At 70.2% G+C, this 12,505-nt stretch carries 11 protein-coding genes; 9 read left to right on the top strand and 2 right to left on the bottom strand.

Going from position 1 to position 12,505, the window contains the following annotated elements; all coding sequences use genetic code 11:
* Positions 1-34 precede the first annotated feature (34 nt).
* Positions 35-1,030, top strand: a complete 996-nt coding sequence (locus ACGGAQ_RS21460; protein ID WP_357574909.1) for a ribonucleotide-diphosphate reductase subunit beta — start codon at positions 35-37, stop codon at positions 1,028-1,030.
* A 146-nt stretch (positions 1,031-1,176) separates the two neighbouring features.
* Here ACGGAQ_RS21460 and ACGGAQ_RS21465 read toward each other — a convergent pair whose 3' ends face one another.
* Both ACGGAQ_RS21465 and ACGGAQ_RS21470 read right to left on the bottom strand, forming a co-directional pair.
* Entirely contained in the window at positions 1,177-2,994 is a 1,818-nt protein-coding gene (locus tag ACGGAQ_RS21465; protein WP_393051826.1) for a family 43 glycosylhydrolase, read from the bottom strand.
* A 428-nt stretch (positions 2,995-3,422) separates the two neighbouring features.
* Entirely contained in the window at positions 3,423-4,193 is a 771-nt protein-coding gene (locus ACGGAQ_RS21470; RefSeq protein WP_363939319.1) for a FadR/GntR family transcriptional regulator, read from the bottom strand.
* Between the two features lie 152 nt (positions 4,194-4,345).
* On the opposite strand from ACGGAQ_RS21470, the gene ACGGAQ_RS21475 reads away from it, so the two are divergent.
* From ACGGAQ_RS21475 to ACGGAQ_RS21510, 8 genes are all read left to right on the top strand, one after another.
* Positions 4,346-5,614: an ABC transporter substrate-binding protein gene (locus tag ACGGAQ_RS21475; RefSeq protein ID WP_393051828.1), complete on the top strand. Its 1,269-nt coding sequence runs from the start codon at positions 4,346-4,348 to the stop codon at positions 5,612-5,614.
* Between the two features lie 4 nt (positions 5,615-5,618).
* Positions 5,619-6,599, top strand: a complete 981-nt coding sequence (locus ACGGAQ_RS21480) for a carbohydrate ABC transporter permease (RefSeq protein ID WP_393051829.1) — start codon at positions 5,619-5,621, stop codon at positions 6,597-6,599.
* The gene (locus ACGGAQ_RS21485; protein WP_393051831.1) at positions 6,599-7,426 is read left to right on the top strand and encodes a carbohydrate ABC transporter permease; all 828 of its coding nucleotides are present in this window, start codon (positions 6,599-6,601) and stop codon (positions 7,424-7,426) included. Before ACGGAQ_RS21480 ends, ACGGAQ_RS21485 begins: the two co-directional genes overlap by 1 nt.
* A 1-nt stretch (position 7,427) precedes the next feature.
* Complete coding sequence (locus tag ACGGAQ_RS21490; protein WP_393051833.1) at positions 7,428-8,663, top strand: mandelate racemase/muconate lactonizing enzyme family protein; 1,236 nt, start codon at positions 7,428-7,430, stop codon at positions 8,661-8,663.
* Between the two features lie 140 nt (positions 8,664-8,803).
* Positions 8,804-9,832 (top strand): zinc-binding dehydrogenase, encoded by a 1,029-nt coding sequence (locus ACGGAQ_RS21495; protein ID WP_393051835.1) that lies wholly within the window; start codon positions 8,804-8,806, stop codon positions 9,830-9,832.
* Complete coding sequence (locus ACGGAQ_RS21500; protein ID WP_393051837.1) at positions 9,829-10,590, top strand: SDR family NAD(P)-dependent oxidoreductase; 762 nt, start codon at positions 9,829-9,831, stop codon at positions 10,588-10,590. The genes ACGGAQ_RS21495 and ACGGAQ_RS21500 overlap by 4 nt, the downstream gene beginning before the upstream one ends.
* Complete coding sequence (locus ACGGAQ_RS21505) at positions 10,587-11,465, top strand: amidohydrolase family protein (protein ID WP_393051839.1); 879 nt, start codon at positions 10,587-10,589, stop codon at positions 11,463-11,465. Before ACGGAQ_RS21500 ends, ACGGAQ_RS21505 begins: the two co-directional genes overlap by 4 nt.
* Positions 11,462-12,436, top strand: coding sequence for an aldo/keto reductase (locus ACGGAQ_RS21510; RefSeq protein ID WP_393051840.1), 975 nt, complete (start codon positions 11,462-11,464; stop codon positions 12,434-12,436). Before ACGGAQ_RS21505 ends, ACGGAQ_RS21510 begins: the two co-directional genes overlap by 4 nt.
* Positions 12,437-12,505 lie beyond the last annotated feature (69 nt).

Here is a 12,505-nt window from a genome sequence, read left to right on the forward strand (position 1 = left end):
CGCCGACACCACCGCCGACACGAGGACCACGCACATGCTGCTCGACCCCGGGATGGATCTCACTCTCCGCCCGATGCGCTACCCGCACTTCTTCGACCGGTTCCGCGCCGCCATCCGCAACACCTGGACGGTCGAGGAGGTCGACCTGCACGCCGACCTCGCCGATCTGGACAGGTTGTCGCCGGCTGAGCGGCACCTGGTCAGCCGCCTCGTCGCGTTCTTCGCCACCGGCGACACGATCGTCGCCAACAACCTCGTGCTCAACCTGTACCAGCACGTCAACAGCCCGGAGGGCCGCCTCTACCTGTCGCGGCAGCTGTTCGAGGAGGCCGTGCACGTCCAGTTCTACCTCAACCTGCTCGACACGTACGTGCCCGACGAGACCGAGCGGTTCGCCGCCTTCGCCGCCATCGAAAACATCCCCTCGATCCGCCGCAAGGCCGAGTTCTGCTTCCGCTGGATCGACTCACTGGGGGAGTTGCGCGAGCTGCGGACCCGGGACGACCGGCGCGCGTTCCTGCTCAACCTGATCTGCTTCGCCGCCTGCATCGAGGGATTGTTCTTCTACGGCGCGTTCGCGTACGTCTACTTCCTGCGCTCCCGCGGCCTGCTGCACGGCCTGGCCTCCGGCACCAACTGGGTCTTCCGCGACGAGTCGATGCACATGGCGTTCGCGTTCGACGTGGTGGACACCGTACGTGCCGAGGAGCCCGACCTGTTCGACGACGATCTCGCCGACCAGGTTCGCCAGATGCTCACCGAGGCCGTCGAGTGCGAGGTCCAGTTCGCCGAGGACCTGGTGGGTCAGGGCGTGCCCGGCCTGACCCTGGCGGACATGCGGGAGTATCTCCAGCACGTCGCCGACCGCCGTCTCGTCCAGCTCGGGATCGCCCCGCACTACGGGTCCGCCAACCCGTTCGCCTTCATGGAGTTGCAGGACGTCCAGGAGCTGTCCAACTTCTTCGAGCGGCGGGTGTCGGCGTACCAGGTGGGGGTGACCGGGACGGTGGCCTTCGACGACGACTTCTAGGACCCCCACCCCACCCCCTCCCCACCCCGTCGACCAGGAATCTGCTGCTCCCCTATCGGCTTGTCAGGGGCAGCACATTCATGATCAACGTCGGCGGTGGGCGAGGTGGGGACGGGGTGGGGGTGTTCTTGGGGGTGGGGTGACCCTCAGGCGGGGGAGCAGGTCGGGGTGATGGTCGGCGGACTGCTGGTGGCGCTCGTGCTGAGGTAGCCCGCGGTGGTGGACGTTCCCGGCGCGAGCTGCCCGTTGTAGGCGGCGTTCGCGACGGTCACCTGGTTGCCTGTCTGGGTGAGGGTGCCGTTCCAGACCTGTGACACCGTCTGCCCACTGGGGAGGGTGAAGGTGACCCGCCACCCGTCGAGTGACGCGGCCCCGGAGTTGGTGACCGTCAGCCGTCCTTCGAATCCGCCCTGCCACGTGTTGACCACCGTGTTGGTCACCGCGCAGGACTGGCCACCCGGAACCGTCGGCGTCGGCGTCGGCGTGGGCGTCGGGGTCGGCGTCGCGGTGGGGGTCGGCGTCGGGGTGGGCGTCGGCGTCGCGGTGGGGGTCGGGGTGGGCGTCGTGGTGCCGCCGGCCTGGAACTGCCACCAGTTGAGGTTGAACAGGTTGCCGCTGCCGCCGGTGAAGCGCAGGTACAGGTCCTGGGTCCCGGTGGCGCCGCTGACCGGGCAGGAGACGGTCTGCCAGGTCTGCCACCCACCGGTGCCCGGCACCGCGCAGCTGCCCACCCGGGTGCCGGTGGGGCTACCGAGGCGCAGTTCGATCGTGCCACCGGACGTGGCCGAGGCGACCCGGGCGGAGAAGGACGTCGCGCCCGTACCGAAGCCCACGCCCTTGACCTTGATGTAGTCCCCGTTCTCGATGAACCCGACGTTCATCCCGCCCTCGCTGGCCGGCTCGGTCTCGATGCCGGAGCCCCACGCGATGGTCTCGGCCTCCTGCCGCACGTACGGGTTCAGGGTGCCGATCTGGGGGGCGCCCGTCGTGGTCATGTTGATCGTCGGGATGGTGCCGTTGGTGTTGTAGGTGAACTTCTCCACGGCCACCGAGCGGGTGTAGCCGCCGCCGCCGGGCAACGCTCCGTTGTGGTAGAAGAAGTACGAGCCGCCGTTGAAGTCGATGACTCCGGGGTGGTTGGTGAAGCTTGCGCCCTGGCGGGGCATGACCGTCCCGCGGTAGGTCCAGGGGCCGGTCGGGCCGGTCGCGGTCGAGTAACCGATGAACTCGGAGCAGCACTCCGCAGCGAACACGTTGTAGTAGATCCCGTTGCGCTTGTAGACCCACGGGCCCTCTTCGTAGAGGGTCGGCCGGCTCGCGTTCCCCGTCCGGGTGCCGAACCCGGCGGTGGTGAGCGGGATCTTGGTGGCGCTGCCGCTGTAGGAGATCATGTCCGCATTCAGCCGGACGTACCACAGGTTCGGGTTGCCCCAGTACAGGTACGCCTGGCCGTCGTCGTCGATGAAGACGGTGGGGTCGATCTCGCCGTTGCCCACCAGCGGACGGCCGATGGCGTCCCGGAACGGCCCGGTGGGGCTGTCGGACACCGCGACGCCGATGGCCATCGAGTTGGTCGACCGGGCGGTCACCGGCACGTACCAGTAGAACTTGCCGTTACGGGCGACGACCTGGCCGGCCCACGCGTTGGCGCTCGCCCAGCTGAAGGTGGCGAGGCTCAGGGGCGAGCCGTGGTCGGTCCAGTTGACCATGTCGGCCGACGACCACACCCGCCAGTCCTTCATGGTGAAGTACGTGGAGCCGTCCTCGTCGTGGCCGGTGTAGAGGTAGACCCGTCCGTTGTGCACCAGGGGAGCCGGGTCGGCGGTGTAGATGTGCTGGACGATGGGGTTGTCCGCGTGGGCGGCCGTGGCCGGCGTCAGCGTCGAGATGAGCAGCAGGCTCACGAGCCAGGCGATGCCGCGCCGGAGCCGGTTCTTCGTCCGTGGTGGCGGTGTGGGGTGCATCGGTACCTCCAGGGTGGGTCACGACGGGCGGGGCACGGTCGCCGCTCTCGCTGGCGGGTGCCGCGTGTCGTCGCGGGTCGCTTCGGGACCTCGGTGGTGGCCGTGCCGCGAGAGCGGCAGGAGGGATCGGGGGTCCACCATGGCTCCCGCGCGCGGCGGCCCGCCGTTGTCAACGGCGGTGGTCAACGTCCCTGAGGGAGGCCCGGACACCCAGCAGCGGGCGTTGGTCATGCGCGACTCCATCGACCTCGGCGGATCGAGTGGAGCGGTGAAGCGTGCCCTTCGCCTCTGCGGCCCGAGGGTAGTCTGTTATCGCTAACATTCTCAAGCGATGGATGAATCTGGATTTCCGCGCCGCCGTCACGGGCGGGTCGGACCGGGTCGCCAACGTCCAGCGACCGGGTCGTCAGCGCTGCGGCGCCGGGTCGTCAGCGCTGCAGCCGCGTCGGGCTGCCCGGCCCGCTGCGCCGGACGAGCCACGCCTCGGTGATGTGCGTGAACATCGCCTGCGCGGCGCCGTCGGGGTCGTGGGCGGCGATGCGCTCGTAGATGCGCCGGTGCCCCTGGTTCGATGCCACGCACATGGCCCGCTCCGGCTGGCCCATGTAGCGCGCGGTGTTGACGACCTGGCTCTCCAGGGACCGGACGACGCCCCGGGCGATGCGGTTGCCCGACGCCTGCATGACCGTGTCGTGGAAGGCGCGGTCGTGCTCCTGGTAGGTGACGTGGTCGTCCACCAGCTCGTCCATCCGGTCCACCAGGGCCCGCAGCCGGTCGACGGTCTCCTCGTCGGCGAGCCGCGCGGCCACGTTGGCCATGTCGGACTCCAGCACCCGCCGGGTGACCACCAGGTCGTCGAGGATCGCCAGGGTGTCGTCCTCGGCGATGGTCGCCGCGAGGACGAGTTCGTCGAGCATGTCCCACGCCGAGGGCGGGGTGACCAGCGTTCCGCTGCCCTGACGGACCTGCACGAGCCCCTTCTCCTGCAGGATCTTCACCGCTTCCCGGATGACCGTTCGGCTCACCGAGAAGGTCTCGCAGAGCACCGGCTCGGGGGGCAGCGGTGTGCCCGAGGGGTGAACTCCCTGGACGATCCGGGTCACCAGCTCGGCGGTGATCGCCTGAGCCAGGTTGGCCGGGCGGCGGGCCCAGGTCGGTGCCGCCGCGCCATTGACGGTCGACTGGTTCGATGTCGTCACGTTCACCTCCGCGTAGCCGCGGGAGCGGGCCCACGAGTCCGCCCCCAGTGTACGGGCAACCGTTGACGTCAGACGTCATACGAGTTACGTTCTCGTCAATCTTGCATCGACGGCCGGCGCCTCGGCCACTCCCCATATGAAGGTGAGCAACGATGAAGCAACGAGCAGTGTGGTCCGCGGTCCTCGTTGCAGGGCTGGCCCTGACTGGCTGTGGAAGCGCGACAGGTTCGGGTTCATCGTCCGGAGGCTCGGACAAGAAGCTTGTCGTCTGGGACTGGAAGTCCGGCGAGGCCAGCTCCGCGCAGTACGTGGAGAAGGCCAAGGCCGACTTCGCCAAGAAGCACAAGGACGTCAAGGTCGAGTTCGTGGCCCAGCCGTTCGATCAGTACTACACGCTGCTGGGCGCGGCCATCCAGTCGGGCAAGGGGCCGGACGTCATCCTGTTCAACGGTGGCGGTCAGATCCGCGACCGGGTGGACTCGCTCCAGCCGCTCGACGAGTACGTGGGCGAGGACCGGCAGCGACTGGCCGGCTGGGAGGCGTTCGCCAAGGGCGGCAAGACCTACGCCGCTCCGGTGACGCTGCAGGGTCATCCGATCTACTACAACAAGACGCTCTACGAGAAGGCCGGCCTCGACCCGGCGAAGCCGGCCACGACGTGGCAGGAGTTCGTCGCCAACTGCGCCACCATCACCAAGGCGACAGGCGCCAAGTGCTTCGCCCAGGGCAACAAGGAGGGCATCGGCATCCAGTTCTTCCTGTCGGCCATGGCGTCGGGCGTCCTCACCCCGCAGGAGTACGACAACTGGATCGCCGGCAAGCGCGACTGGAACTCGCCGAACGTGAAGCGGATCTTCGAGCTGTGGAAGGAGACCGGCACCGCGAAGCTGAACAACGACGGGGCCAACTCCACAGCGATGTTCAACGACGCCTTCGCCGTCTTCCAGTCCGGTAAGGCCGCCCACATCATCGGTCTGATGTCGGACATCGGGCACTGGAAGGACTTCAACGAGTTCATCACGCCGGAGAAGCTGGGCGTCATGATGGCCCCGACGGTGACAAGTGGCGCCACCCCGAGCCTGCCGTACGACGGCGGTATCGGTTACGCGGTCGCCAAGTGGACCAAGGACCCGAAGGTGGCCGCCGACCTGGTGCGCTCGCTGACCTCCACCGACGCGCTGAAGGCGTTCTACGCCAACGCCGGCGCGATCACCGCCGACACGACAATCGACGTGTCGCAGTCCGGGCCGGCCGTCACCACGATCGTCGGCGCGCTCAAGACCGGCAAGCCGGCGCCGCACGTGGCGCTCTCCTCGAAGGCGCTCGACCTGATGGGCAGGCTCTCCCAGCAGCTCCTCAGCGGGTCGATAAGTGTCGACGAGGTCGTGAAGCAGATGGCCGCCGTGGACACGGCGGGCTGATCTCGTGTCGATCGGTAACTCGCTCCCGTCGGTCCGCTCGGCCTCGGCCGGGCGGGCCGGCGGGGTTCCGCCCGTACCACCGCCGTCTGGTGGTCGTGCCGTTCCCCGGCGCGCCGCCAGCGGCCGTCGCGCCGAGCTGCTCGCGCCCTTCGTGCTGGTCGCCCCGGCCGTCCTGATCCTCGTGCTGCTGCGGCTGTGGCCGCTGCTGCTCGGCGTCAACTTCTCCTTCACCGGCGACGGCGACCGCGACGGGGCGATGGTCGGCTTCGACAACTACGTCGACCTGCTCCACGATCCGCTGTTCCAGCAGGCGCTGCGCAACGTGGGGCTGCTGGTGCTGCTCCTGCCGGTGGCGGTGGCCATCCCCGGTCTGCTCGCCACCTTCATCTACCTGCGTGTCCCCGGCCACCGGTTCTACCGCAGCGTCTACTTCTTCCCGGCGGTGCTGTCCCCGGTCATCGTCGGCGCGATCTTCAACCTGCTGCTCTCGTTTGACGGTCCTGTCAACGTTGTCCTGTCCACGGTGGGCATCGGCCCGGTGGACTGGCTCGGTGATCCGGACGTCGCCATGTTCGCGGTCGTCGGCGTGCACATGTGGGCGACCTTCGGCATGGCCCTGGTCGTCTTCCTCGCGGGCTTCGCGACCCTGGACGCGGCGCTGCTGGACGCCGCGCGGGTGGACGGCGCGTCACTGGCCCAGGTGATCTGGCACGTGATCATTCCCAGCCTGTCCCGCACCATCCAGTTCGTCTTCGTGACCACGATGATCGGGATGCTGACGTCCATGTTCGGGCTGCTCTACGTCATGACCACTGGCGGTCCGGAGGGCTCGACGTACCTGCCGGAGTACTACATCTGGATCCAGCAGGGGCAGATGAACCGGCCGGCGCTCGCGTCGGCCGCGTCCACAGCCCTCTTCGTCATCATGCTCGTCGTCGGGCTGCTCCAGCTCAAGCTGCTCCGACGCGCGGGGAGGGAGGACTGATGTCCCGCGTCCGACTGGGCAGATGGTTGCTCGTGATCCCGATGGGGCTCCTCGCGGTCGCGACGATCTACCCGCTGCTGTTCACCGCGAACGTCGCCATGAAGACCCGCCGGGAGTACATTCTCGACCGGTTCTCGCTTGCGGACTCGCTGCGCTTCGAGAACATCACCACGGCGTGGACCAGCGTCGGCATGGCCCGGTACACCGCCAACTCGATCCTGGTGGTGGGCTGCGCGGTGTTCCTGCTGCTGCTGTTCGGGTCGATGGCCGGCTTCGCGCTGAGCCAACTGCGCTTCCGGGGCTCGACGGCGCTGTTCATCGGCTGCCTCGCGGCGCTCTTCATCCCCTTCCAGGTGATCATGGTGCCGCTGGCCCGGGTCATGGCGGACAGCGGCCTCGTCGACACGTACCCCGGGCTGATTCTCGCGTACGTCGCGCAGTTCCTGCCCTTCACGGTCTTTCTGATGACCAGCTACTACAAGACCATTCCGACGGAGATCGTCGACGCGGCCCGGATCGACGGCAACACCGTGTACGGCGTGTACCGGCGGATCATGCTGCCGCTCGGCGCTCCGGCGCTGCTCTCGGTCGGCATCCTCAACACGCTGTTCTGCTGGAACGACGTGCTCATCTCGCTGCTGCTGATGCCCTCGGCCGACCACCGCACCCTCATGGTCGGGGTGACCTCGCTGCGGGGGCAGTACTCCGAGGACATCCCGACGTTCGCCTCCGGGGTGCTCATCGCCGCGATCCCCGTCCTGGCGGTCTACCTGTTCCTTCAGCGCCAGATCGCCGACGGCGTCGCCGCTGGTTCCACGAAAGGCTGACATGCGCATCACCGGGTATCGAACCCTGACGACGGTCCAGGAGTGGGGCCGGCCCGTCGGCGACGCCAACGGAGTGTTCCCCGACGGCGTCACGCCGGTGCCGATCACCATCGTCGAGACCGACGCGGGGATCAGCGGCGTCGGCCTGGGTCCGCACGTGGAGATCGAGAAGATCTTCCCGGCCATCGAGGGGGAAGATCCCCGCGCGGTGACCAGCCTGTACGACCGGATGCTCCGGCACACCTTCAAGGCCGGTCACGGCGGGCTGGTGTTCGGGACGATCGGCGCACTGGACACGGCCCTGTGGGACATCAAGGCGCAGCTCGCCGGTGAGCCGCTCTGGCGGCTGCTCGGCGGGCGGGACCGACGCGTCCCGGCCTACGCGTCCGGCCTCGACATCGGTCTGACCGACGACGAGCTCGTCGCCGAGTACGAGGTCTACGCGGGGTACGGCCTGCGCGCCGCAAAGCTCAAGGGCGGCCTCGACATCGAGCGGGACCGGCACCGGCTCGCGCTGGTGCGGGAGGTGCTGACCGAGGCGGGCCACGGCCGGCGGCCCGGTCTGATGCTCGACGTCAACGAGGCGTGGTCGCGCAAGCAGGCCGTCCGGCACGTGGCCGAGCTGGAACGCACCCTCGACCTGATCTGGATCGAGGAGCCGGTCCGCCGCTGGGACGCCGAGGGTCTGGCCGCCGTCGGCCGGGGCGTCCGAGCGTCGATCGCCACCGGCGAGAACCTCACCGGGCTGGAGCAGTACCGCCCGCTGATCGGGGCGGGCGCGGTCGACATCGTCCAGATGGCCGCCGTCTGGGGTGTCACCCACTTCCTGCGGGTGGCGGCCCTGGCACATGCCCACGACCTGCCGGTCAGCCCCATCGGCAACATCCCGGTCGGGCTGCTGCACGCCGCCACCTCGGTGCCGAACCACCTGGTCAGCGAACTACAGGATCTGCGGCCGCCGGCGGGCATCGGCCTCGACCTGCACGTCGAGGACGGCGCCTTCATTCTCGGCGACACACCGGGCCTGGGCATCCGGGTCGACGAGGTGGCGATCGCAGCGGCCGGACACCGGGCCGGCGGCCCGACCGCGGGCAGCCCGAACGTCCGACCGGAGCGGGCGGGCAAACGCCTGCTGGCGGTAGCCGAGCACCTGCCCACCGCCGCACCGGAACGGGTCGAGGCCCTGCTCGCCGATGCCGTCGGGTCCCAGAACGACGTGGCGCCCCTGCGGCACTGAGCCGGCCCGCCCACAAGCGACCACTGGACCAGGATTGGTCGGATGATTACCGTGTCGATGGCGCCGACACAACGGATGCGGATCTGGCCGCCCCTGGCATACGCACCCGTACGAACCAACGACGTTGAGACGGAGCAGCAGTGAAGGCAGTTGTCTACCGGGGTGCGCGTGCTCTCGGGATCGAGGACCGTGCCCCAGAACCGCCGAGCCCCGGCCAGGTGCGGATCGCGGTGGCGTACACCGGGATCTGCGGCACGGACCTGCACATCTTCCACGGCGACATGGACGCCCGGGTGGGCGCGTCGGCAGTGCTCGGACACGAGATGTCCGGCCGCGTCGCGGCGCTGGGCGACGGCGTCACCGGGCTGACCGTCGGGCAGCCCGTCACCGTGATGCCGACCCGCGCCTGCGGGCGGTGCGCGGCGTGCCGCCGCGGCAATTCGCACATCTGCCACGCGATGGACTTCCTCGGCATCGACTCGCCCGGCGCGATGCAGTCGTCGTGGACGGTGCCGGCCGAGTTGGTGCTTCCGCTCCCCGACGATCTGCCGCTGGACCACGCGGCGCTCGTCGAGCCGGTCGCGGTGGCGGTGCACGACGTCGGACGGGCGAAGGTGACCTCCGGAGAGCACGTGGTCGTCGTCGGCGGCGGTCCGGTGGGCGTCCTCATCGCGGCCGTCGCCCGGGCGCGGGGGGCCCAGGTCCTGCTCGTCGAACCGGACGGCTTCCGACGCGGGGTCGCGTCGGGAATCGGGATCGAGGCCGTGGACCCGGGACCGACCGATGTGGTCGCGCTCGTCAACGAGCGGACCGAGGGCGCGGGCGCGGACGTCGCGTTCGAGGTGTCCGGTTCCGCCGCCGGGGTCGGCACGGCAGTGGATGTGCTGACCACCCGGGGTCGACTGGTGATGGTGGCGATCCACCCGCAGCCGCGTCCGGTGAACCTGCACCGGTTCTTCTGGCGCGAGCTGGAGCTGCTGGGCGCGCGGCTGTACCAGCGCGAGGACGTGGTGGAGGCGATCCGGCTGGTCGCGGCGGGCGTCATCCCGGCCCGGGAGTTGATCTCCCGGGTGCTGCCCGTGGCTGGTGTCACGGACGCGTTCACGGCTCTGGAGGGTGGCGGCGGCGTCATGAAGGTGCTGCTCGACTGGCGGGAGGAGGGCCGATGAGCGCCCTGTTCGACCTGACGGGACGTACCGCGTTGGTGACCGGCGCCCGGCGGGGGATCGGCCTGGCGATGGCGGAGGCCCTGGCGGTGGCCGGCGCGGACATCATCGGGGTGTCCGCGCAGTTGGAGCCCGAGGGCAGTGCGGTGCAGCAACGGGTCGAGGCGGCCGGTCGCCGGTTCACCGGCATCCGGACGGACCTGGGCGACCGGGCCGCGGTGTACCGGTTGGCCGAGGAGGCCGCGGCGGTCGCGCCGGTGGACATCCTGGTGAACAACGGCGGCACGATCGCCCGTGCGCCGGCCGCCGAGCACCCCGACGAGATGTGGGACCGGGTGTTGCAGGTGAACCTGTCCAGCCAGTTCGTGTTGAGCCGGGAGGTCGGTCGGCGGATGGTCGACCGGGGCCGCGGAAAGATCATCTTTACCGCCTCGCTGCTGAGCTTCCAGGGCGGCATCAACGTCGCGAGCTACACCGCGGCAAAGTCCGGCCTCGCCGGGCTGACCAGAGCCCTGTCCAACGAGTGGGCGGGCCGAGGGGTGAACGTCAACGCGATCGCGCCCGGGTACATCGCCACCGACAACACCCAGGCGCTCCGCGACGACCCCGCGCGCAACGACGCGATCGTGGGCCGGATCCCGGCCGGCCGGTGGGGACGCGCCGACGACCTGGCCGGCGCCACCGTGTTCCTGGCCGCCGCGGCCTCGGACTACGTGCACGGCACCGTCCTGCCCGTCGACGGCGGCTGGTTGGGCCGATGACGCCGACCTCGCCGGCCGGGCGCCCCGGCATCGTCGACGCGCACCACCACCTCTGGGTCCGTGCGCGACACCCGCAGCCCTGGATCGACCCGGACACGATGGCGGCGATCGACAACGACTTCACCCCGGCGGATCTCGCCCCGGCGGCACGCGCCGCTGGCGTCACCGAGACCGTCGTCGTGCAGTCCATCGCCTCCGTGGCGGAGACGGAGCACCTGCTGGGCATCGCCGCCGACGACCCGCTCATCAGCGGAGTCGTCGGCTGGGTCGACCTCACCGCCGACGACATCGACGAGCGCCTCGACCGGCTCCGCGCGGCACGCGGCGGGGAGCGGTTGGTCGGCATCCGGCACCTGGTCCAGTCCGAACCGGACCCGGCGTACCTCGACCGACGCGACGTCCGGCGGGGCATCGCGGCGGTCGGCGCGGCCGGTCTCGCCTACGATCTGCTGGTCCGCGACCACCAACTGCCGGCGGCCACCCGGCTCGTCCGCGACCTGCCCGAGGTGTCGTTCGTCCTGGACCACCTCGCCAAACCGGCGCTCGGCACGGGGAGCCTCGGCGACTGGCCGGCCAACCTGCGGGAGCTCGCCGCCCAGCCGAACGTCACCGCGAAGCTCTCCGGTCTGGTGACCGAGGTGGACGGATCATCCTGGACGGCCGACGACCTGCGGCCCGCCGTCGACCACGCGCTCGACGCGTTCGGACCGGACCGGCTCATGTTCGGCTCGGACTGGCCGGTGTGCCTGCTCGCCAGCTCCTACACCCGCTGGGTCGCCGTGCTCGCCGACCTGGTGGCACCACTTCGTGACGAGGAGCAGGCAGCGATCTGGCGGGAGACCGCCCACCGCGCGTACCGGCTGGAGGCGTCATGACGGACCGAGCGCTGCCCCGCCGGCCGGCGATCCGACTCACGGCGCTGGGCTTCGGCGCGGCGCAGGGCGGCAACCTGTACCGGGCGACGTCCGACGACGAGTTCGCCGCGGCCGTCGACACCGCCTGGGCCGCCGGCATCCGGTACTTCGACACCGCGCCGCACTACGGCCTCGGCCTGTCCGAACGGCGCCTCGGCGCCGCGCTGCGGTCCCGGCCGCGCGACGAGTACGTGGTCTCGACGAAGGTCGGGCGGCTGCTCGTACCCTCGCCGGAGACCGCGGGGGAGCGCGATTCGCAGGGCTTCGACGTGCCGGCCGACCTGCGGCGGGTCTGGGACTTCAGCCGCGACGGCGTACGCCGGTCGTTGGAGGCCAGCCTGGAGCGCACCGGCCTGGACCGCGTGGACGTGGTGTACCTGCACGACCCGGACGAGCACTGGGAGCAGGCGGCGACCGAGGCGGTACCCGCGCTGGTGGAGTTGCGCGATCAGGGCGTCATCGGCGCGATCGGGGCCGGCATGAACCAGTCGGCGATGCTGGCCCGGTTCGTCGAGGAGACCGACATCGACGTGGTCATGTGCGCCGGCCGGTACACCCTTCTCGAACAGGGCGCGCTCGACGACCTGCTGCCCGCCGCGCAGGCCCGTGGGGTCGGCGTGGTGATCGCCGGGGTCTACAACTCGGGGCTGCTGGCCCGCGACCAACCGCCGGCCGACGCGGTCTACAACTATCAGCAGGCGCCGCCGGAGCTGATCGAGCGGGCGCGGCGGATCGCGGCGGTCTGTCAGGCGTACGGCGTCACCCTGCCGCAGGCGGCGTTGGCGTTCGTCCGCCGGCATCCGGCCGTGGTCTCGACAGTGGTCGGCGTGCGCGACGCGGCCCAGGTGACCGAGACCCTGCGCCGGTCGGACGCGGACGTGCCGGAGCAGCTCTGGGCGGCGCTGCGCGACGCCGGGCTGCTCGGCGGGTGACGACCCACAGTTGAACGCCGTGCGCCGGCCACCCGATCCTCGGATCGGGTGGCCGGCGCCCTGTCGGAG

Origin of the sequence: Micromonospora sp. NPDC047557 (assembly GCF_043205095.1) — a bacterium.
In the GTDB taxonomy this organism is placed as follows: Bacteria; Actinomycetota; Actinomycetes; order Mycobacteriales; family Micromonosporaceae; genus Micromonospora.

Coding starts and splice junctions, on each gene's coding strand:
- ACGGAQ_RS21460 (WP_357574909.1), top strand. CDS start 35: ATGCTGCTCGACCCCGGGATGGATCTCACTCTCCGCCCGATGCGCTAC.
- ACGGAQ_RS21465 (WP_393051826.1), bottom strand. CDS start 2,994: ATGCACCCCACACCGCCACCACGGACGAAGAACCGGCTCCGGCGCGGC.
- ACGGAQ_RS21475 (WP_393051828.1), top strand. CDS start 4,346: ATGAAGCAACGAGCAGTGTGGTCCGCGGTCCTCGTTGCAGGGCTGGCC.
- ACGGAQ_RS21485 (WP_393051831.1), top strand. CDS start 6,599: ATGTCCCGCGTCCGACTGGGCAGATGGTTGCTCGTGATCCCGATGGGG.
- ACGGAQ_RS21490 (WP_393051833.1), top strand. CDS start 7,428: ATGCGCATCACCGGGTATCGAACCCTGACGACGGTCCAGGAGTGGGGC.
- ACGGAQ_RS21500 (WP_393051837.1), top strand. CDS start 9,829: ATGAGCGCCCTGTTCGACCTGACGGGACGTACCGCGTTGGTGACCGGC.
- ACGGAQ_RS21505 (WP_393051839.1), top strand. CDS start 10,587: ATGACGCCGACCTCGCCGGCCGGGCGCCCCGGCATCGTCGACGCGCAC.
- ACGGAQ_RS21510 (WP_393051840.1), top strand. CDS start 11,462: ATGACGGACCGAGCGCTGCCCCGCCGGCCGGCGATCCGACTCACGGCG.